This is a genomic window from Clostridium sp. ATCC 25772, from assembly GCF_001573875.1.
Classification (GTDB): domain Bacteria; phylum Bacillota; class Clostridia; order Clostridiales; family Clostridiaceae; genus Clostridium_J; species Clostridium_J senegalense.
Window position 1 is genome coordinate 1 of record NZ_LFRG01000036.1, and the last position, 20,628, is coordinate 20,628.

The window sequence follows — 20,628 nt, forward strand, 5'->3', positions numbered from 1 at the left end:
TAGATACTTATATATGTACCGTTGGCTAGATGGGAATTTAGGCCTGTGGAGTGCTATATAAACCAAAGTAGCTTCGGAAAAATGGAGTACATTGAAACAGGAAAAATCTCAATATGGGTATTTTTGTCCATATTTTGAGTAGCAGTAAGTTTAATGAAGAAGAAATTTTTATTTACAATATGCATAATTTTTGTTTTGGGGTTAATTGGTTGTTCTAATAAAGCTAAGAATATTGAAAATGTAGATGTATCCAATATGAGTTATGAAGATATAGAAAGTTATTCTAAAGAGAGTACTGTAAACTTTTATGGGTATGGTGGTAATGAAGTGATGAATAAGTGGTTTGATACTTATGTCATACCACAAATGAAGGAAAAACATAATATCACAGTAAAAAGAGTTGGAATGGATATAGAGAATATCATGAATAAATTAATTTCTGAAAAACAAGCAGGTAATGCAAGTGGAAATATTGATGTAGTTTGGTTAAATGGAGAAAATTTTAAATCTGCAAAAGACAATAGTCTATTATTTGGACCTTTTGTGGATAAATTACCTAACTATGAAAAATACATAGATAAAGATTCTGAAGATGTAAAAATAGATTTTGGAACAAGTGTAGAAGGATTAGAAGCGCCTTTTGGAAAAGCTCAATTTGTAATAGCTGTTGATGATTCTAAAATAACTGATACTATAACAAATTCAACAGATCTAGAAAAAATTATAAAAGCAAATCCAGGAAAATTTACTTATCCAGCGTTGCCAGATTTTACAGGAAGTGCATTTGTAAGAAATATAATATATGATATTGTAGGTTACGATAATGTAAAAGATCTTCCAGAAGATAAGGAAATAGTAAGAACGGCTATAAAACCAGCAATGGAGTATTTAAATTCTATAAAACCTTACTTGTGGAATAATGGTAGGACTTATCCTGCAACTTCTGCTCAACTTGAAAATATGTATTCTGATGCAGAAGTGTATTTTACTATGACGTATTCACCAAATGCGTTATTAGGCATGATAGAGACAGGCGAATTTAGTAAGAATACAAAAATTATTGAATTTGATAAGGGAAATATAAGCAATACACATTTCTTAGCTATACCTGGAAATAGTAAAAACAAAGCTGGAGCTATAATGCTTATAAATTTTTTGACAAGTATAGATGCTCAAGCTTCTAAAAATGATATTAAAAATTGGGGAGATGTATCAGTATTAGACAAAAACAAAATTAATGAAGAAGATATGAAAAAGTTTGGTGAAAGTATTAGTATAGAAAAATCATTACCTGAATTAAAGGCAGGGTTGGTACCAATAATAGAAGAAATATGGATGGAAGAGGTTCTAGAAGGTGAAAAGTAGACTAAAACCATATATTCTTCTTATTCCAGTGTCATTAATATTATTAGGGATAATGGGAGTTGGAATAATAAATTGTATTTTTCAGAGTTTAGGATATTTTGAAGGCATAGGTCTTTATAATATAAGTTTTGCTTATTATAAGGAGGTATTATCAAATCCTAAATTTATAAGTTCATTCTTTTTTACGCTAAACATAGCGTTAATATCATCAATGTTAGCTACAATATTAGGAGTTATTTTTGCTTATTTCTTATCAAAAGATAAATTTTCAACGTTTAGGTATGGATTAGTTAACCTTCCTATAATAATTCCTCATATAATAGTTGTATTGTTGATGATTATGTTGTTTTCAAAGACGGGATTTATTGCAAGGTTATTGTATAATATAGGAATAATAAATGATCCATCACAGTTTTTTTCTTTAGTATCTGACAAAAATGGTATTGGGATAATTTTAGTTTATCTATGGAAGGGAGTCCCATTTACTGCTGTTACAACCTATAATATCCTAAAAAATACAAGTGATAAGTTGGAAAGTGTTGCTATGAATTTAGGTGCAAATAAATTGCAAAGTTTTATACATGTGATATTACCGTTATCCCTTCCAGCTATACTTTCGTCTTTTATTTTACTATTTGCTTTTTCATTTGGGGCTTTTGAGGTTCCATTTTTAATAGGACCATCCACACCTAAAACTCTTGCAGTTGAGGCTTATTTAAATTATATAAGTTCAGATTTGACTAAAAGACCTATAGCAATGTGTATAAATGTTATATTATCATTATTAAGTTTTCTATTATTAATGATTTATAATAAAATTTTCAAAAAAATTTACAATTATAAAATATAGGTGAGAATGAAAATATGAATAAAAAAAATATTATAGATTTTGCAATTATGATTTTAATAGCGCCACTTTTAATGCTATGTATATGGTCATTTACTAATTCTTGGCCATTTCCGTATATGTTTCCTAAAAAAATTTCTTTAAGAGGATTTGAATATCTTTTAATAGGGGGAAATTTACAAATTCTTTTAGTAAGTGTAACTGTAGCTATAGTAACTACTTTTATAACAATTATTATAAGTGTACCAGCAGCAAAGGCGATAACATTATATGAGTTTAAAGGTAAAAAGTTCTTTGAATTACTTATAATATCCCCTATAATAGTCCCATTAATTTCTATAGTCATGGGAGTACATATAACTTTTATAAAATTAGGTTTAGCAAATACAATGGCAGGTGTTATTATAATAAATATATTGCCGTGTATTCCTTATGCTGTGAGAATAATAGGAGATGTTTACAAGATAGTAGGAGATAAATTTGAAATGCAGGCAAAAATGTTAGGTGCTGATAGATATAATACTTTTAAATATGTAACTTTTCCACTAATATTACCAGGAATTATAGGAGCAGCAAGTATGTCTTTTATAATTTCTTTTAGTCAATATTTCTTAGTACTTATTATAGGTGGTGGAAATATTGTAACTTATCCCATAGTGATGTTTCCATATATTCAAAGTGGTGATAGAACAATATCCGCTTTATATAGTATGGTATTTTTGATAGTAAGTATAATTGTACTAATTTTAATAGAGTGGGGTGTAAAGCATCGCTATAACAGAGAAAAGAGTTTTTTTGATTAGTATATATAAAAATATAAATAGGGAGTAGATAATTTAAATGTCCAGTGTTGAGCTAATTAATATATATAAAAAATTTCAAAATGTAGATGTTTTAAACAATATAAATTTACATATAAATCATGGAGAGATGATAACACTTTTAGGTCCTTCAGGTTGTGGTAAAAGTACTACTTTAAAGGTAATAGCAGGCCTTTTAAAACCAGATGGTGGAGATGTGATTTTTAATAATGAATCAGTAATTGAAAAAAAAGCAGACAAAAGGGATGCTGTTATAGTATTTCAAGATTATTCACTTTTCCCACATATGACGGCTTATGAAAATGTAGAGTTTGGTCTTAAAATGAGAAAATTAAAAAAATCAGAAAGAAAGGTAAAAGTGAGTAGGCTTTTTGATTTGGTAAAATTAAAAGGATATGAAAATAAGTATCCATCACAATTATCAGGGGGACAAAAGCAAAGGGTAGCTATAGCAAGAACTTTAGCAGTTAATCCTAAAGTTTTACTTTTAGATGAACCATTTTCAAGCTTAGATATAAATTTAAGAAATGAAATGAGAGAATTTGTATTAACTTTGCAAAAAGATTTAAATATAACTACTATACTAGTAACTCATGATAAAGAAGAGGCATTAATGATGAGTGATAAAATAGCTGTTATGTTAAATGGTACTATAATGCAATTTGATACTCCTATTAATTTATATAAAAATCCTAAAACTAAAGAAGTTGCTAATATATTTGGAGAAAGAAATTATATAAGTGGAAATATAAAAAAATGGTTTTTTAATAGTGAAATTTTAAATTTCAAAACCAATTACATAAAAAATTTAGATCATGTTGAAGTTATGATACCAAAAGAGGATATACAAATACATAAAAGTGATAAAACAGAGGGCATAGAGGGAATAATATATAAAAAGAAATACGTTGGTGAATTTACATATTATGATATAAAGGTAAAAGAAAATATAATTAAGACTTTTTCTAAAGAGCACTCATATAACAAAATGGAAAAAGTAAAAGTAAAAATAAATTTAGATAATATAGTTTATTTTAAATAAAAATATTATAAAATAAAGGGTTATTCAAACATAGAATTTATATTTTATGTTTGAATAATCCTTTTATTTTAATACTTAAAACTATGATTTTGAATTTAATAATAAAAGTAATATAGGGAAACAACCCCCTATTTAAATTTATTCGATAATTTTAAAATATACTGCCAAATTCTAAGTGATTCGGAGCATGTCTCACTATTTTGGGTATCCAAGTTTTGAAGTGAATAATTTTAAAAGTGAACTTGAAACCCTATAAGAATGATTAATATGCTAAATAAAGGTTTGAAATATTATATGTATCCATTATTGAGGAATATATTAAAAATGAATGTAAGTTTTGCTTAAAGATTATATGAAAATAAGGAGTAATAAGTAAATAAAAATATGCTTACTTATACTTAATATTTATGATAACTAAGATTTGTAAAATGCTTAAAATGTGTTGTTTATTAAGAATAGATAGTTGTTTAATTATAAAATTGATTTGTGAAAATAAATAAAGTAAACAAAAATGTATTTACTTTTTGAAAAAGATATGATATTCTTTTAGAAACAAAACAAATATTTGAAACTTTAATTAAGAAAATTTTCAAACTATTTTGTCAAAGGTGTTGATTTTATATGATTACATTTAGAATTTTAATAATATTCATATAAGATGACAGGTAATGTAATTTTAAAAGGGGATTATTATGAAAAATAAATATATTAAAATTTATAATGTTTATAGAAGGTATGTAAAAAATCATAGTAAAATTATTCTTTTAATGGTTAGTATATTAACTATATTGACTATAGCAACTATGTATCAACCTATAATAATGGCAAAGTTAATTGATAATATCATAGGTTCAAAATGGCAAAGGGTAAAAGTAATATTAATTAAATTCATAATTATATATGCAATAATTAGTATCTTAACAAATGCTACTGAATATGTAAAAAAAATTCTTGTTAATAAAGTTACTTTAAATTTAAGAAAAGATATAAGTTCAAGTATTTTAGATTTAGAAGTAAAAGAATTTGAATCTATATCAAAAGGTGAATTTATAACAATAATGAATAACGATATTGAAAGTATATCTACATTTTTAATTGAAAAAAGCGTAGTTATATTGGATTTAATTGAATTTATAATCTTAGGATTAGTACTATTTCTATTAAATTATAAATTAGCAATAATAATACTATTAAATTTTCCTATAAGCTTAGTAGTTTTCAAAATATTTGGAGAAAAATTGGCTTATTATGATAAAGAATATAAGGAAATTCAAGATGAATATAATAATTTTAATCAAGAGTGTATTTCAGGGTTCAATATAATTAATATTTTACAGGCTCAAAATACAATTAAATATAAATTTAATTGTATCATAAATAAACAATATATAAATTCTAAAAAAATTAATAAGGTTAATGTAAAATCAAATTTATTAGGTGAATTAATTAATGGAATATTATATACAATATTGATTTTAGTAGCTTGTTATGAAATATATAATGGAAGATTAACCATAGGAATATTTATAGCATTCAATAGTTATGCATCTACATTTAGCAATTCATTATTTAATATAACTAGTATCAATAAAGATTTACAACAAATAACAGTTTCAATAAATAGAATAGAAAAGATTATTTCTGACAAAGCAAATAAATCTAAATGTTTAGATGATGAATATCCTATATTTAAGCATGAAATTTTGTTTAAAAATGTATCCTTTGCATATTCAAGGGAAATGCCTAAAATACTAAATAATATATCATTTAGATTAAAAAATAGATGTATTAATGGAATAATTGGAGAAAATGGTATTGGTAAAACAACAATATTGAAATTATTAATGAAATTATATAGCGATTATGAAGGTGAAATTTTATTTGACAATATTGAACTAAATAAAATTTCTAAGAGTAAATTGTATAAAAAGATAACATATATACCACAGGATACATTTCTATTTACAGCTACTATAAAGGAAAATTTAACATTAGGAAATTTAAAATGTGATGAAAAGAGCATAATACATGTTTGTGAATCAGTAAATATTCATAACTTTATAGATGAGTTAGATAAGGGATATGATACTTTAATTGGAACAAAAGGAATACAGCTGTCAGGTGGACAAAAACAAAAATTAACTGTAGCAAGAGGTTTGTTAAGGAAATCAGAAGTTTTTTTATTTGATGAGATTACATCTTCGGCTGATAGCAATTCAGAAGAAAATATAATAGAAGTAATGAAGACATTAATTAAAATGAATAAAACTGTAATTATAGTATCGCATAAAGAAAAAATATTAGAAAATTGCGACAATATTATAAGATTAAATAATTGTTTATTAAAAAGTAAGGGGGTAGTTTGATATGGAAAGCAATGTTAGAATGGGGGATTTTTCATCATATGAAGCAGAAGAGGCGAATAGTATAACATTCTCATTAACACAAGATTGTCAGTTAAGATGTAAGTATTGTTATATGGTTGGAAAAAATAATAAGAATAGAATGACCTTTGATGTAGCTAAAAAAAGTATAGACTACATATTACAAAAAAGAGACTTATATTCTTGTAATGCAGTTCAATGGGAGTTTATCGGTGGAGAACCACTCTTAGAAATTGAGTTAATGGATAGAATTTGTGATTATATTAAGCAAAAAACTTTTCTTTTAGGGCATCCGTGGGCAATAAATTACATGTTTAATATATCTACTAATGGTTTATTGTATGATGATGAACGTGTACAAGCCTTTATTAAAAAAAATAGAAGTCATTTGTCTGTAGGAATAAGCTTAGATGGTAATAAGGAAAAAAATGACAATCAAAGAGTATATAAAGATAACAAAGGATCCTATGACGATGTTGTGAAAAATGTTCCTTTATGGTTAGAGCAATTTCCTGGGGCGTCAACAAAGGCGACATTTTCTCATGGAGATATTCATTTATTAAAAGATAGCATTATAAGTTTATGGGATTTAGGCATTGAAGAAGTATCTGCCAATGTTGTATTTGAAGATGTGTGGGATGAACAAGATCCAGTAATATTTGAAGAACAATTAAAAGAATTAGCTGATTATATTATAGATAATGGATTATGGGATAAATATAATGTTAGATTTTTTGATCCTAGTATAGGATTTCCACAAAATTCAGATGAGCATGAAGGCAAATTTTGTGGGGCGGGAAAAATGGTCGCAATTGATAATGAAGGCAATTTTTATCCTTGTACGAGATTTATGAGTTTCACATTAAATAATAAACCAGGATTAAAAATTGGTAACTTAATTAAAGGTATAGATAAAAATAAATTAAAAGCATTTGATCATTTAACAATTAAGACAATAAGTCCTAAAAAATGTTTGGAATGTGAAGTAGCATCAGGATGTTCATCTTGTAGTGGTCATAATTATGATGAATCAAAGTATGGTTCGGTATTTGAAAGGGCTACTGGTATATGTGAAATGCATAAGGCTAATGTAAAAGCTTGTGATTATTTTTGGGAACGATATAAACAGGTTACTAACTGTGAATCAGAAAGAGATAGAATCCGTATGTTAAAAAAGCAAGAAAAGGAAAAATTTTTGCAGATTATAATGTCTGAAGATATAAAGTCTACATGCAATTATGAAATTAAGAATAAAGAAAAGACATTTTTAATGAATGATGAGCAATTAAAAGAATCTATAGAATTTGCTGAAAATAATGATTTTAAACCAGTACTAATTGGTGATGTATTAAATAAAGAACAATATAAGGATTATATAAATATTACATCAACGGATAGTAAAAATGAAGATGTAATAAAAGTTTATAAAAGTGAGGATGAAATAGTTAATAAAAACAGTAATATTATTATTAACATAAGAAAAAAAGACATATTTAAAATACACCAATTAGTAGAAATAGCAAGCAAAGGTTTCGAATACGTAAGAGTAAATTTGATGTTTTCAGATTTAGAAGAATGGACAAGCAGTGATGTAGAAGAATATAAAAGCCAGTTAGATAAACTTATAGATTTAACTCTGGAAAAGAAAGGTGAAGATAAAGTATTAGAAATTAACACCTTAAATAATGTAAATCCTCAAAACAATAAGGTTTATAGTTGTGGTGCAGGTAAAGAGCTATTTGCTATTGGACCTAATAAAAAATTATATCTATGTCCGGCGTTTTATTTTAATTATGAATACTTGGATATTGGTGATATTAAAACCGGTATTAATTATGATAAATTAGAAATTCTACAAAGAAATATTAATAAAATAAAAAATGATGATAAAAAAGGTGTTTGCAAAAAATGTATATATGCAAATAAAAAACAGACAAATGAGTTGTATCTAAGCTCAGAAATACAAGAATTAATAACAGATATAGAAATTAAGAAAAGTAAAGAGTTAATAGAACAATTGATTGGGTAATGAAGGAGGAAGTTATGGAAAAAGCAGTAATGGTAAGTGAATATGAAAAAAGATGTGTATTTAATATAGAAAAGAGACTAGATAGTTTGGAGCTAGTAAAAGGATCATTAAATCATACAGATTTAAATCCAGGTGAACTTATGGAGCTTAAGGAAATGGTGGATAAGGAGGATGTAGAATTAAAACTTCAACAGGAAAATTGGTGGAATAATGTATGTGAAAAATATAAATTAAATATTAATGATATAGAGAATTATATACTGTGTTTTGATACAAATGAAATTTATATCAAATAATTATTGTATTTAAAATAACACTTAATTAAAAATAAGATAATTATTAATGGAGGGGATTTTATGAGAACATTGTATTCACAAAAAAATAAAAACAAAGCTACTACTAATGATGGTTGTGCAGGTTACTGCTTATTCTGGTGTATGGGATATTGTAAAGGTTACTGTGCTGGGAACTGTAAAGGATATAATAAAGCATAAATAAATTTTAATTTAATAAAGGTTTTATAAAAATAAGTATTTAAAATTTAGTATTATAAGTGTTATTTTTAATAAAAAAGGGGCTATCTCATAATGTAAAATATGGGAGGCCCTTTAAATTTGTTAATAATTAATTTATGAAAGAAATATTAAAAAATAAGTATAAGAAAAATTCTATGAAAATGTATAGTGATTCAAAAGTAAACATAAATCTATATAGAAATAAATTTATAAGAAAAGGGAATATTATAGAAAGATAAGTTATAAATGAAAAATATAATTTTCATTCATAAAAAAATAAAAAATAAAGGTGATAGTATGAAAAATATAAAAAAGGCTATTTTTGCTGGCGGATGTTTTTGGTGTATGGTTAAACCGTTCTTTAAATATGATGGAGTATTAGATGTGATTGTAGGGTATACTGGTGGAGATGTAAAAAATCCTAGTTATGAACAAGTTTGTAATGGTGGCACAGGACATTATGAAGCAGTGGAAATTACATATGATGAAGATATAATAACTTATGAAGAACTAGTTGATACATTTTTTAAATCTATAGACCCTACAGATAATGAAGGACAATTTTTTGATAAAGGAGAAAGCTATAAAACTGTAATATTTTACAGTGATGAAGCACAAAAAGATATAGCTATTAAATATAAGGAAAATCTCGAAAAAAGCAATAGATTTGATAAACCTATAGCTACTGATATAAAACCGGCAAAAGTTTTTTATAAAGCTGAGGATTATCATCAAGGGTACTACATAAAAAATCCATTAAGATATAAGGCATATTATAAAGGATCAGGAAGGGAGCATTTTTTAGAAAGTGTGTGGAGAACATCAAAAAATGAAAAAGAAAAATTAAAAAACTCTTTAAATAGACTTCAATATATAGTAACACAGGAAAATGGAACAGAACCTCCTTTTGATAATGAATATGATAATTATTTTGAAGATGGGATATATGTAGATATAATATCTAAAAAGCCATTATTTTCATCTAAAGATAAGTTTAAATGTTCCTGTGGATGGCCAGCATTTTCAAAACCTATAAATGGAGGGTATGTAAAGGAGAAAGAAGACTTAAGTCATGGAATGATGAGAATTGAAGTAAGAAGTGCGTCAAGTAATGCTCATTTAGGACATGTGTTTGATGATGGACCTAAGGAACTTGGTGGGCTTAGATATTGTATAAATTCAGCTGCACTGGAGTTTATACCAAGGGATAAAATAGATGAGTTAGGTTATAGTAGATATAAAAAATATGTTTAATAAAAATCCACAAAATTTTTGTGGATTTTTATTTTTCATTATAAAGTTTTTTTAGGGAATAATCATCCATAAAATAATTAACTATATAACCCATTAGGATTACACCGGGGATGTCTATAATTAATCTAATTAATGTAAACTCATATCCTAAAGAGGATATTTCAAAGAGTAATGTTGAGATTTTTGTTACACACCAAGCATTCATAAAGATTATAATATTTGAAAATTTTACCCCTTTTTTTATTAAAACAGCTGTAAAGGGAAAGGCAGCATACATTGGTCCTGCTGCTAATGAACCAATAAGCATGGCAAAAAAAACTCCTAATGCACCGGAGTTATCACCCATATATTTCATAAGAGTTTTACGTGGAACCCAAACATCCATAAGGCCAAGCAAAATCATAATAGGTGGCAACACCATTAGCATTTGTAGAAAGTTTGATTTAGCACTTTCAAAAGTATTGAATGCTATATATGGATTAATAAAAAATATTATTATCAATAGAAGCAAAGCGGTTAAAAAGAAAGAATAACGTTTTAAAATTTTATACAAATTATTCATAAAATCATCATAACCTTTCCAAACAAAAAAGCTACTAAAAAAGAAAATAGGAAAGCTATAAAGTTTCTAAGAAAAGCGGCTTTTTTACCGATATACTTGGCTTCCAAAGAAAAAGTCATAATTCCAACTAAAGTTAAAGTAGAAACTAATGCAGCCACTTGACTATAACCAGCACCATTTTTGAGCAATGTGTTCCCCGTTGAAAAAGCAACAAAGGTTGGCATCATTGTAATAGAACCAATCATTGATGAAATTAAGACTCCTAAAAATCCGGAATTTTCACCTATTAACTTAGAAATACTTTCCGGATTTAAGATAGCAAGAATCAGTCCTATGGTTATAATTATACCTAGAAATTGAGGCATAATAGCTTCAAAGGATTTGATAGAAGACTTAAGTGCTATTTTAGTCTTTTCTTTACTTTTAAAAAAAGAAAAACAAAGAAGAATACTAGCTAAAAAATATAAAATAAATCCGGTCATAATAAAACCTCATAAATACTATCATTATATAATATGATAAATTATTTATAATGTTATGTTATTTCTTATATAAAATCTTGAAATTATTCACATAATGGATTAATAAGTTCATATTTTTCAGTAAGATTTTCTTCACCCCATTTACACATTTCTTCTAAAATGTTAGATAGGCTAGTTCCCTTTTCTGTAATACTATATTCAACTTTAGGTGGAACTATTGGATAAACAGTTCTTGTAATAAGTCCATCCGTTTCTAATTCTCTTAATTGGTTTGTTAATGTTTTATGTGAAATATTTCCTATGAAGTTTTTAATTTCTCCAAATCTTTTTGTACCTTCATATATTAACAAATGTAATATTAATGGTTTCCATTTACCACCAATTACATTTAAGGTTATCTCCATTTCACAAACAACTTTAATTTTATTCATATAAGCCTCCGTTAAAAAATTTATTTATATAAGTTTTAAGATTAATATTATATTAATAGTTGACAGCTTATTTAAGTTTTCTCACTTGATAAATGAATAACTTTAGAATTATATAGTAACCTAAAGGTTACTATATAACAATTAAGTGCGTACTTTAAAGATTAAATTAACATAGGTATAATTAATTTGCAACTATATGATTTCAAGTGGATTTTTAAGATTATTCATTCCAAAAGGTGGATATCCAAAATAATGATTGATGCTTTAAGGCAATTAGAATTTAAAACTATAGTTTTATACAAACTATATAAACAATAAAAAATTATAATTTTAATCTATGGAGGTAAAATATGAAGAAATTAATTGTAGTAACAGGTGCAAGTTCAGGTATTGGAATGGAAACAGCAAAAATGTTTTCTAAAAACGGTCATCCAGTCTTATTAATATCAAGAAGACTAGAGATTATGGAGGGGTTAAATCTAAAAAACTCTATATGTAAATCTGTTGATGTTACAAATAGGGGAGAAATGGAAAAGGCAATAAAAGAAGCTGAAAGTAAATACGGCAAAGTTGATTGTTTAGTAAACTGTGCTGGAATTATGTTATTAGGTCATCCAGAAAAACAAGATTATACTGAATGGGATAATATGATAGATGTAAATATAAAAGGAATATTAACAGGCACAAGTATAGTATTAAAAGATATGGTTGAAAGAAATGAAGGTACTGTTATTAATATAAGTTCAATAGCAGGTCGAAAAACTTTTGATAATCATGCAGTGTATTGTGGAACAAAGTTTGCAGTTCATGCAATTTCAGAAAATATAAGAAAAGAGGTTGCAAGTAGCAATGTAAGGGTTATAACAATAGCGCCAGGAGTTGTTGAAACGTCACTTTTATCACATACAACTGATGAGAATATAAAACATGATTATAATCAGTGGAAAGAAACTATAGAAAGTGGTTTAGAAGCAAGGCAAGTAGTAAATTGCATAGATTTTGCATATAATCAGCCACAAGATGTTTGTATAAGAGAAATTGTTATTGCTAAGACAAAACAAGAAGATTAAATAATTTTACAAGCTAAATTTCAAATATAGATAAATTTAGAGGGTGATTTTAAATACCCTCTAAATTATTTTTTATAATACATAGGATTCTATAATTCTTTACCCATCATAACAAGTTTGTCAAAGGTATGAAATCCCCTTTTTTTATAAAACTTTTCATTACTATCATCTTTTGAGGTAAATAATACAATCTCTGTTATCCCTTTATTTTTCAAACGTTTTTCAAATTCTTCCAAAATCATCTTCCCAAAACCCTTATTACGAATATCATTTCTAACACAAAATTCTTTAATATTAAATATAATTCCGTTATAAAATTGTTCTTCATTTCCTAAAATCATACCACAAATTAACTCATCTTCATATGCAATAAGACCATATGCACCGTCACAATTCATCATTTGACATAGTCGTTTTGAAGCAGTTTTAACTGTCCACTCATCATTCCAAGGTGGAGAATTGAAAGTAGTAACATACATATCTACAATGAGTTCTATGTTTGAAATATTCATCTCTTTAAAATACATTATTTTTCCCCTTTTATATATTTATATCTTAAATAAAAAATAAACTCTTAAAGTCTAATATTTATTTTTTTATATAGGGTTCCAAATTGATTTTTAAAATTAATCCCTTTAAAACTTGGATGCCCAAAATAGTGAAACATGCTCCGAATCACTTAAAATTCAACACTGTATCTTGTGTGAAAATATTTTAAAGTTATTGAATAAATTTAAATTCGAGCTTGTTTCCCTATAATTATAGTTAAGTTATATACTAATTATAACATGATTTCTAAAAATTTCTATGTATCCATAGTTTTAAATATATAAGGTTTTAAAATAATTTTTTAACTTATACTTTTATTAAAAGAGAAATTTTTTGTAGAATTGGTTTTAATAAAATATCTAACTTATTTAAGTTTTAGAGAAACTATTGAAGGTGTTTCACATGGATAATACTAGTGATATACTAAATAATGAAATAGAATAGCTTAAAATATATAATAAAATAAGGGGAAATTTAAAAAAAATAAAAATATGTAGGTATTAAATACGCAATTATATTTTTATATAAAATAATATATCTAATTATTTGGATTATAATAAGGAGGTTTTATGGACTATATTCAGGGTGGGTTAAAGTTTTTAATGGCTTTATTCATGTTTATAATACTTATTAGAATTTTTATGAAAATGGGAAATTATTCATGTGAAAAATTAGGGCTTGAAAAATTTTTTCTATATTTATGGAAAAAAATAAGGGGAAAATAAATTAGAAATATGATAGGGAGGTGAACTTTAGTGGGGGATACTTATAATATTCTCTCACAAAAGATAATATATGAATAAAAAAATAAGTTTAATATACGAAAATGGGAAATTTAGTGTTTTAGTAAATGATACTATAATAAATGAAGAAAGTAATTTAGAGAAATCTATTGATAAATTTAAAAAAATAATAGAAGATAACTCATCAATCCAATCAATTAATTGGGAGAATATAGTGAAAAATATAAAAGCGTTTGATAATAAAGAAATAATAATTGATGATAAATATAAAACTATGACTTTTAATGAGGTGAAATACTTTTATAATACAGGAAAAGTATTCTATATAAGAAATGGACAAATGACTGAATTAAGAGGTTCTTATAATTTGTTTTATTGCGGTTTGAAAATGATTTTAAAAGGAAAAGTTAAATCTTGTGAGGAGTTATCAGAATTTCTAACTAAAGTTTTAGAAAATAAAGCTGTATACACAATCAATGATACTAAAGTTAGAGTATCTAGTCCTAAATTTAATTATGGTTTTGCAGAATATGATTATGTAAATGATAAAATAGATAAAGGAACATCAGTAGAAAGTGGTAACTTTGAAAAATTTAAAGAATATGTTTTAGATAGGCTTATGTAAAATGTAAATAGATATTTATATAAAAATAGAGATATTGCCATGAAAGTTTTGAAATTTGTGGTGATGTCTCTATTTTTATTTAAGATATAAATAAAATTTAATATAAGAAATAAAAGAAATAAATAAGTTAACTTCTTATGAATAATGTAAATAATGCGTATATATAAGTTACAATATATGTTACATATTTCTACAAAAATAGCAATGAAATAGAAATATAATATATAGATAAAGAGATTTAAGAATGAATAAAATTGTAGAAATACTAGATGGTAATAAAACATATGATAAGTAAATCAAGAAGATAGATAATCAATACTTAATAAATTAGAAGGGGAATATAGTGAAATAAATGTTTATAAGAAAAATAGATGGAAATGTTGAAATTATATATGACAAGGAATATATAATGCCAGGTTATGTAACCGAAAAAGTGGAGGCACATTGGGAAGAATTATTAAAATCTGGAAGAAATTTTACTAGGGGAACTGTATTTACTATAAATAATATAGAAAATATAGGAAAAGACTTAAAAGTATATATACAATCTACGGATTATGCTCATTATTTGTACACAATTCATAACAATATAGAAGAGTACGGGTGTAGGGTCATTTATGGATCTATATTAGTTGAAACTATAGATTCAAGTTTTGTTATAGGAGAAATGGCTTGTAATACAGCATTGCCTAATAGATTGCAGTGCTGTGGAGGAGGATTTGATGATGAGGATTTAATTGAAGGCAAAATTGATATTTATAATAATATACAAAGGGAATTATATGAAGAATTAGGAATTAATCTATATGATACTGATACAATATGTAAAGTTCAGCCTAAGTATATACAAAGCGGAGGAGAACATAATTTTATAGGATTAGTATTTAAAGTTGAATTAAAAATTAGTGAGAAGGAGTACATTAAATTATACAAAAAGTATATAAAAAAATTGAAAATGAACAATGTAGTTCCAGAATTTAAATCATTAGTCTTTATTAAATCAGATTCAAGTTCTGTAAAGGATTTCTTCAACGAAGATAAGAGACCAAGGGCAGATTATTTAGAAGAATTACTTATGACAGAAGTAGAATCATATTGATTGTTAATAAATTGAAAAAGTATTAAAACTATTGCAGAGGTGGTTTAAAATTAATATTTATTTAGTTAGACATGCTAAAGATGATGAGAGATATAGAGGTGGATGGAGTCAGTTAGATTTGATATCGGAAGGCAAAGAACAAGCTAAAAAACTTGCTGAATTTCTTTATTTCAAGCAAAAAGAGTTTAAAATAACAAAAATTATTTCGAGTGATTTACCAAGAGCTTTATCTACAGCAAATGAAGTAGTTAAAAAACTAGATATAAGAGTTGAATTTGATAAAGAGTTAAGAGAGATGAACAATGGCAATTTAGCAGGAATGTTGAATAAAGAAGCATTAGTGAAATATCCTGGATTGTTTTTTAATACTTTAAGAATGGATGAGAAATATCCTAATGGTGAAAGTCCAGATGATTTTTATAAGAGAGTAAAAAGATGGTTTGATGATGTGATATGTAAATATAAACATTCTAACGAAAATATTTTAATTGTAACTCACGGTGGTGTAATAAATATAATATGCCACGTTGTAAAAGATATTGAATGGACTAATAAAAATAAATTATTTAAAACTTTAGATGTTGCAATTTACAAATTAAATTGTGAAGGAAAGTTGGAATTTGAGATGGAAAATTATAATGATTTTTTGAGAGTAGATTTTTGAATAAAAAATTAATGAAATTTATTTACATGTATATTTTCAAAATAAAAAAGCTCAAAAGTTTTATATGAAAAATGGATTTCAAGTAAGAGGATATTATTGTGAAAATACTTACCAAAAATAAATTTTTATAAGGCATATGAAAAGAAATAATAAGTCAAAGATTCAAAGTATATTTGTCACGAGACAAGGAGGTGAAATCTAGTCATAGTGGGACTATGGCTGGATTTTACCGACGAAGTATTCGTGGCAAATAGGTGAGAATACTGGCTTATTATTTATTTGACTATGCCTAAGCAGACAGAATGTTTAAATTAGAAGGTTTTGCTCAACTTTAATACTGAAATGTTTTGGTAATATATAAAATATTTAAGGTTAAGTATAATTAAATTAATAGAATAAGGCTTTATGAAAAAGTTAAGAATACATCATTTAGCTAATGAATTATATAAGGAGGAGCAAGAAATTATACATGATAGTAATTTAAACGCTGAATTTTATATGTAATTATATGGATACGGATTGGTTTTAAAGATAATTCATTAATCTATATAGCAGATGAAAATATTTATAAATTTTCAAGATGATTAAAGAAAATAAATATGATTAGTAATTGCAAAATTATATTTAAAAGTGATGATTGATTTATATGGTAATGTAGGTAACTTTAAAGATAAAAAATTTTATTGCAATAAGTAATTTATAAAAAGTTAAATGGATATATTTTTATAACTATATGACATAAGGGGGCAAGATTATGGATGGCTTGAAAATTGTAGAATATACTCCAGCCTACGCAAAGGCTATTGCAAAGATGTGGACAATGAGTACTGAAGGATGGAATGGAAGTTATGCAAATGTAACTGAGGAAAGTATTTTAGAATCGCATAAAGCTAATTCAAACTTAAATACTTTTCTTGCTGTTAATAATGAAGAGGTTTTAGGCTACTGTGCGTTATTATCTCAAAAAGAAGCACTTAGGATAAAGTTATTAAATACAAGATATGACTGTCATGGTAATGGAATTGGAAAAGAAATTATTAAAGCTGTAGTTAATAGAGCTTTAGAACTCGATTATCCAATGATAGATCTTCATACATGGTCTTCAAATAAGAAATCTATACCATTTTATAAGCGTTGCGGATTTTTCTTGGAAAAGAACAAATGTTCTCATTGCATAAGCTTTATACCATATATTTTAAAAATAGAAGCTCTTAAAGGATACTTCGAAAATGAGGATTGGTATAGTGGTTTAAAGCAAAATATGGACATGGAGCCTAGTGGAATTGAAGAGAATGGTTATGAATTTTATGAATATAATTGGGAAATAAATAATAAAAAACTAAGGCTACAATTTGAAAGTCGGAGTAGAGGATTACGACTTATTGAGACAGATGATTATTTAGTATCTGTAATAATTAATGATGAAACTTTTATGTTTGGAAAGAAATACAAAGTGTTCTATGAAATAATTAATAAGACAGGAAAAGCAATAAAAATAAAAATAAAAGGTGAAGATGATAAGACTATAAAATTTCAATTAAACAAGGAAGTAGATGTTCATGAAAAAGAGATAGTGGAGGGTGAGTTTTATATTAAGTCTTCAGATAAGGAAATTGATGATGAAAAAATATATCCAGCAGTTGTATCACAAATTTTCATAAATAATAAAATAGCTTTGTTTAAGGTCGGAATATTGACAAGGCTACCAGCAAAAATAAATATTTTATCAGAAAGTAGCGAGAGAGTTTCTGGACAATATTCAAAATTTTATATAAACATTAAAAATAACTTATGTGAAGAAGCTACTTTTGAATTTAAGCTTAATAAAAATGATAATATAGAATTTAAGAATAGAGATTTTAAAGTTAAACTTAATGATAATGAAAAAAATTCAGTAGAAGTACCTTACTATCTCAAGAAACCAACAGTTTATTCAGAGTGGATTAATGTTACTGCTATTTTAAAAAGTGGAGAAAAAATTGAATTTAAAGCTAATGTAATAGAGTTTTTTAAAGGAAGAGGAGGAAAATTTGGAGGAGAGACAAATACTGATTATATTATTGTAAATGGTGCATACTCAGTTATTTTAGCTAAAGATGACAACTGCATATGCTTTAGAAAATTTAAGAATCAATTTAGAGAAACAGTTTTATTTACTCCTGAATTTGAAATGTCTAATCATAATGAACTTCTAAGTAAGAAAATAGAAAATATTTGTTGGTATGAAGAAAATGAGCATATGATTCTCAAAGGAGATTATTTTTTTAACAATTATAGTGAAATGAAGGTAACTTTAATAGTAAAACTTCACATAACTGGCATTGCTCAGAGTTATTTTGAAGTATACAATTTAAGTGATAATAAAACAGATGAGGAAATATTAATAAAGCAACAAATATATCATGGTGAACTAAGTAGAGGAGTAATACCTTATAATAACAAATTTATTAAGTTATCAGATATGGCTTTAGAGGATACAACTCCATTTAAAAGTGAATTGCTAAGTGAAAATTGGATCTTTTCAAGAGATGATAATAATACACGTAGCCTTTGGTGGGATAAAGACAAACTTCTCCATTTTGGAGAGTGGCCTTACATGTACCTTGAAGAGAATGTTGGCATAGTTAATGGAAAAAGTAAAAAAACTACTAAATCAATTTATGTAGCATTAACAACTTTCGAAACTTGGCAAGATTTGAGAAGTTTTGCTTTGAAGACATTTCAGAAGGGGTTAATATGCAACGCTGAAGGTGATAATTTAAAAGATAACAAAACTCTTAAATTATGCACAACTAATGATTGCGAAGTATCTATAAATAAAGGAAATCCGTTTATTAAAGATGGTGCTTCAATAGAACTAAGAAAATATAACGAAATTCCCATTAAAGGCAAAATAAAAGTTGACTCAAAAAAGGGATTAGTATGTTGTATAGAAAAAAACTTTGAAAATATGACATTGGCCATGGAAGTTTTTACATCAATGGCGGATGAGTATGATTCTGATATTATTTCTGTTAAAGCAGATTTAGGTTCATTACTTTTTGAAAAGAATTCTGCCTTATTTAAAATTAAAGATGTAGACTTTAAAACGCAGATAAAAAAATATGAAGGATTTAACATTTATTCAATAAATAATGGGGTGATGACCATTAAGTCCTCTCCAGATTTTACAAGTGGAATATATTCATTAACCTATAAAAATGAGGAATATCTCCATAGTAAGTTTCCAAATTCAGAAATGCGAACATGGTATAATCCATGGTTTGGTGGAATGCAGACTGTACCTAGAAATTGGTACGTTCAATCTACAAGTTTATTAAATGAAAAAGTTATAACAAACTTTGTTAAAATGACAGATACATGTGGAAATCAATGGCATGGCATAAAAACATCCTTGAATATAACTGAAAATGAGCAATATAAAGGCTTGAAAATTAATGAATATTATTTGATGCTGCCAGGAGTTCCTGTATTATGTCATACTTCTGAAATTATTAATAGTACAGGAGAGTTTATGAAAAATATGCTTTTGGGTCATAGAAATTTCTTTAATATTGGAAATGATATGATGAAGAACTTTATCACATTCAAAGATTCTAGCAATGAAATAATAACTTATAGAGCTGGAGTTGAATTTTGTGATATTTTTCCAAGTTCATCATTGCTTTATGGAAATTATGATATAGAAGATAAAATTCAAATATATGCAAATAAAGAGGATACTATGGAAAGGTCTACTATAAGTGTAGATGATAATGTGTATTTGGTTACAAAAAAATTAGATATTGCGAATCATGATAATATATTTATGAATCCAATGTTCTATATTTTTACAAATAAAAGTATAGATGATGAAATGCTTAATAATTTAAAAAATATTCAATTTAAATAGGAGAAATAAAAATGAAAATGTGTGGATTAAGAGTGTAAAAATAAAGTTTGATCACCGATCGAATAAATATTAACAAGAAGAAAGTTGTATGAATATTTTCGCAATTGTATGTTTTTTCTATAAGTTTATAGGAGTGATTAACAATAAAGGACTTTAAAATAAATAATTCAAAAATAAGAAGATTATATTAAGAGATGAAAATTAATTATATATATCTTAATATGGAAGTAGTAAACGGATTTAAAAATCTTTTA

The 20,628-nt window shown here is 25.9% G+C and carries 19 protein-coding genes; 15 read left to right on the forward strand and 4 right to left on the reverse strand.

Translation table 11 applies throughout. The features are described 5' to 3' along the window. Nucleotides 1-153 precede the first annotated feature (153 nt). From AZI32_RS12550 to msrA, 9 genes are all read left to right on the forward strand, one after another. Nucleotides 154-1,365 (forward strand): ABC transporter substrate-binding protein, encoded by a 1,212-nt coding sequence (locus AZI32_RS12550; protein WP_061996169.1) that lies wholly within the window; start codon nt 154-156, stop codon nt 1,363-1,365. Then, a complete protein-coding gene (locus AZI32_RS12555; RefSeq protein ID WP_061996170.1) occupies nt 1,355-2,215 on the forward strand; it encodes an ABC transporter permease subunit in 861 nt (286 codons plus the stop codon). The genes AZI32_RS12550 and AZI32_RS12555 overlap by 11 nt, the downstream gene beginning before the upstream one ends. A 14-nt stretch (nt 2,216-2,229) precedes the next feature. Next, a complete protein-coding gene (locus AZI32_RS12560) occupies nt 2,230-3,015 on the forward strand; it encodes an ABC transporter permease subunit (protein ID WP_061996171.1) in 786 nt (261 codons plus the stop codon). A 37-nt stretch (nt 3,016-3,052) separates the two neighbouring features. Next, the gene (locus AZI32_RS12565) at nt 3,053-4,075 is read left to right on the forward strand and encodes an ABC transporter ATP-binding protein (RefSeq protein WP_061996172.1); all 1,023 of its coding nucleotides are present in this window, start codon (nt 3,053-3,055) and stop codon (nt 4,073-4,075) included. 692 nt (nt 4,076-4,767) lie between these two features. Further along, nucleotides 4,768-6,441, forward strand: a complete 1,674-nt coding sequence (locus AZI32_RS12570; protein ID WP_061996173.1) for an ABC transporter ATP-binding protein — start codon at nt 4,768-4,770, stop codon at nt 6,439-6,441. 1 nt (nt 6,442) lies between these two features. Continuing rightward, nucleotides 6,443-8,488 (forward strand): radical SAM peptide maturase, CXXX-repeat target family, encoded by a 2,046-nt coding sequence (locus tag AZI32_RS12575; protein ID WP_082761244.1) that lies wholly within the window; start codon nt 6,443-6,445, stop codon nt 8,486-8,488. A gap of 14 nt (nt 8,489-8,502) precedes the next feature. Beyond that, nucleotides 8,503-8,784: a hypothetical protein gene (locus tag AZI32_RS12580; RefSeq protein WP_061996174.1), complete on the forward strand. Its 282-nt coding sequence runs from the start codon at nt 8,503-8,505 to the stop codon at nt 8,782-8,784. Between the two features lie 60 nt (nt 8,785-8,844). Next, the gene (locus AZI32_RS18460) at nt 8,845-8,982 is read left to right on the forward strand and encodes a hypothetical protein (protein WP_157450912.1); all 138 of its coding nucleotides are present in this window, start codon (nt 8,845-8,847) and stop codon (nt 8,980-8,982) included. A 318-nt stretch (nt 8,983-9,300) separates the two neighbouring features. After that, nucleotides 9,301-10,257: a peptide-methionine (S)-S-oxide reductase MsrA gene (gene msrA, locus AZI32_RS12585; protein ID WP_206406638.1), complete on the forward strand. Its 957-nt coding sequence runs from the start codon at nt 9,301-9,303 to the stop codon at nt 10,255-10,257. Nucleotides 10,258-10,285: 28 nt separating this feature from the next. On the opposite strand, the gene AZI32_RS12590 is transcribed toward msrA, so the two are convergent. The 3 genes from AZI32_RS12590 to AZI32_RS12600 form a co-directional block, all read right to left on the reverse strand. Further along, entirely contained in the window at nt 10,286-10,819 is a 534-nt protein-coding gene (locus tag AZI32_RS12590) for a permease (RefSeq protein WP_061996175.1), read from the reverse strand. After that, nucleotides 10,816-11,301, reverse strand: a complete 486-nt coding sequence (locus AZI32_RS12595) for a hypothetical protein (RefSeq protein ID WP_061996176.1) — start codon at nt 11,299-11,301, stop codon at nt 10,816-10,818. Before AZI32_RS12595 ends, AZI32_RS12590 begins: the two co-directional genes overlap by 4 nt. 83 nt (nt 11,302-11,384) lie before the next feature. Then, on the reverse strand, nt 11,385-11,732 hold the full coding sequence (locus AZI32_RS12600) for a helix-turn-helix domain-containing protein (protein WP_061996177.1): 348 nt from the start codon (nt 11,730-11,732) through the stop codon (nt 11,385-11,387). 350 nt (nt 11,733-12,082) lie between these two features. Here AZI32_RS12600 and AZI32_RS12605 point away from each other — a divergent pair, with 350 nt between their 5' ends. Then, entirely contained in the window at nt 12,083-12,802 is a 720-nt protein-coding gene (locus tag AZI32_RS12605; protein ID WP_010296271.1) for an SDR family oxidoreductase, read from the forward strand. Between the two features lie 89 nt (nt 12,803-12,891). On the opposite strand, the gene AZI32_RS12610 is transcribed toward AZI32_RS12605, so the two are convergent. Beyond that, nucleotides 12,892-13,329, reverse strand: a complete 438-nt coding sequence (locus AZI32_RS12610; protein WP_061996178.1) for a GNAT family N-acetyltransferase — start codon at nt 13,327-13,329, stop codon at nt 12,892-12,894. 591 nt (nt 13,330-13,920) lie between these two features. On the opposite strand from AZI32_RS12610, the gene AZI32_RS18465 reads away from it, so the two are divergent. The 5 genes from AZI32_RS18465 to AZI32_RS12630 all read left to right on the forward strand — a co-directional run bounded on the left by AZI32_RS18465 (nt 13,921) and on the right by AZI32_RS12630 (nt 20,374). Next, on the forward strand, nt 13,921-14,076 hold the full coding sequence (locus AZI32_RS18465; RefSeq protein WP_157450914.1) for a hypothetical protein: 156 nt from the start codon (nt 13,921-13,923) through the stop codon (nt 14,074-14,076). Between the two features lie 70 nt (nt 14,077-14,146). Beyond that, on the forward strand, nt 14,147-14,719 hold the full coding sequence (locus AZI32_RS12615) for a hypothetical protein (protein ID WP_061996179.1): 573 nt from the start codon (nt 14,147-14,149) through the stop codon (nt 14,717-14,719). A 352-nt stretch (nt 14,720-15,071) separates the two neighbouring features. Beyond that, nucleotides 15,072-15,818, forward strand: a complete 747-nt coding sequence (locus AZI32_RS12620; RefSeq protein WP_061996180.1) for a hypothetical protein — start codon at nt 15,072-15,074, stop codon at nt 15,816-15,818. A gap of 31 nt (nt 15,819-15,849) precedes the next feature. Then, nucleotides 15,850-16,482 carry a histidine phosphatase family protein gene (locus tag AZI32_RS12625; protein ID WP_206406639.1) on the forward strand — a complete coding sequence of 211 codons (633 nt, stop codon included), beginning with the start codon at nt 15,850-15,852 and terminating at the stop codon, nt 16,480-16,482. 754 nt (nt 16,483-17,236) lie between these two features. Next, nucleotides 17,237-20,374: a GNAT family N-acetyltransferase gene (locus AZI32_RS12630; protein WP_061996181.1), complete on the forward strand. Its 3,138-nt coding sequence runs from the start codon at nt 17,237-17,239 to the stop codon at nt 20,372-20,374. The last annotated feature ends 254 nt before the right edge of the window (nt 20,375-20,628 follow it).

What these genes read in the sequence shown, in the direction of transcription:
- AZI32_RS12550 (WP_061996169.1), top strand. Translation starts at nt 154, where the DNA reads ATGAAGAAGAAATTTTTATTTACAATATGCATAATTTTTGTTTTGGGG.
- AZI32_RS12560 (WP_061996171.1), top strand. Translation starts at nt 2,230, where the DNA reads ATGAATAAAAAAAATATTATAGATTTTGCAATTATGATTTTAATAGCG.
- AZI32_RS12565 (WP_061996172.1), top strand. Translation starts at nt 3,053, where the DNA reads ATGTCCAGTGTTGAGCTAATTAATATATATAAAAAATTTCAAAATGTA.
- AZI32_RS12570 (WP_061996173.1), top strand. Translation starts at nt 4,768, where the DNA reads ATGAAAAATAAATATATTAAAATTTATAATGTTTATAGAAGGTATGTA.
- AZI32_RS12575 (WP_082761244.1), top strand. Translation starts at nt 6,443, where the DNA reads ATGGAAAGCAATGTTAGAATGGGGGATTTTTCATCATATGAAGCAGAA.
- AZI32_RS12580 (WP_061996174.1), top strand. Translation starts at nt 8,503, where the DNA reads ATGGAAAAAGCAGTAATGGTAAGTGAATATGAAAAAAGATGTGTATTT.
- AZI32_RS18460 (WP_157450912.1), top strand. Translation starts at nt 8,845, where the DNA reads ATGAGAACATTGTATTCACAAAAAAATAAAAACAAAGCTACTACTAAT.
- msrA (WP_206406638.1), top strand. Translation starts at nt 9,301, where the DNA reads ATGAAAAATATAAAAAAGGCTATTTTTGCTGGCGGATGTTTTTGGTGT.
- AZI32_RS12590 (WP_061996175.1), bottom strand. Translation starts at nt 10,819, where the DNA reads ATGAATAATTTGTATAAAATTTTAAAACGTTATTCTTTCTTTTTAACC.
- AZI32_RS12595 (WP_061996176.1), bottom strand. Translation starts at nt 11,301, where the DNA reads ATGACCGGATTTATTTTATATTTTTTAGCTAGTATTCTTCTTTGTTTT.
- AZI32_RS12600 (WP_061996177.1), bottom strand. Translation starts at nt 11,732, where the DNA reads ATGAATAAAATTAAAGTTGTTTGTGAAATGGAGATAACCTTAAATGTA.
- AZI32_RS12605 (WP_010296271.1), top strand. Translation starts at nt 12,083, where the DNA reads ATGAAGAAATTAATTGTAGTAACAGGTGCAAGTTCAGGTATTGGAATG.
- AZI32_RS12610 (WP_061996178.1), bottom strand. Translation starts at nt 13,329, where the DNA reads ATGTATTTTAAAGAGATGAATATTTCAAACATAGAACTCATTGTAGAT.
- AZI32_RS18465 (WP_157450914.1), top strand. Translation starts at nt 13,921, where the DNA reads ATGGACTATATTCAGGGTGGGTTAAAGTTTTTAATGGCTTTATTCATG.
- AZI32_RS12615 (WP_061996179.1), top strand. Translation starts at nt 14,147, where the DNA reads ATGAATAAAAAAATAAGTTTAATATACGAAAATGGGAAATTTAGTGTT.
- AZI32_RS12620 (WP_061996180.1), top strand. Translation starts at nt 15,072, where the DNA reads ATGTTTATAAGAAAAATAGATGGAAATGTTGAAATTATATATGACAAG.
- AZI32_RS12630 (WP_061996181.1), top strand. Translation starts at nt 17,237, where the DNA reads ATGGATGGCTTGAAAATTGTAGAATATACTCCAGCCTACGCAAAGGCT.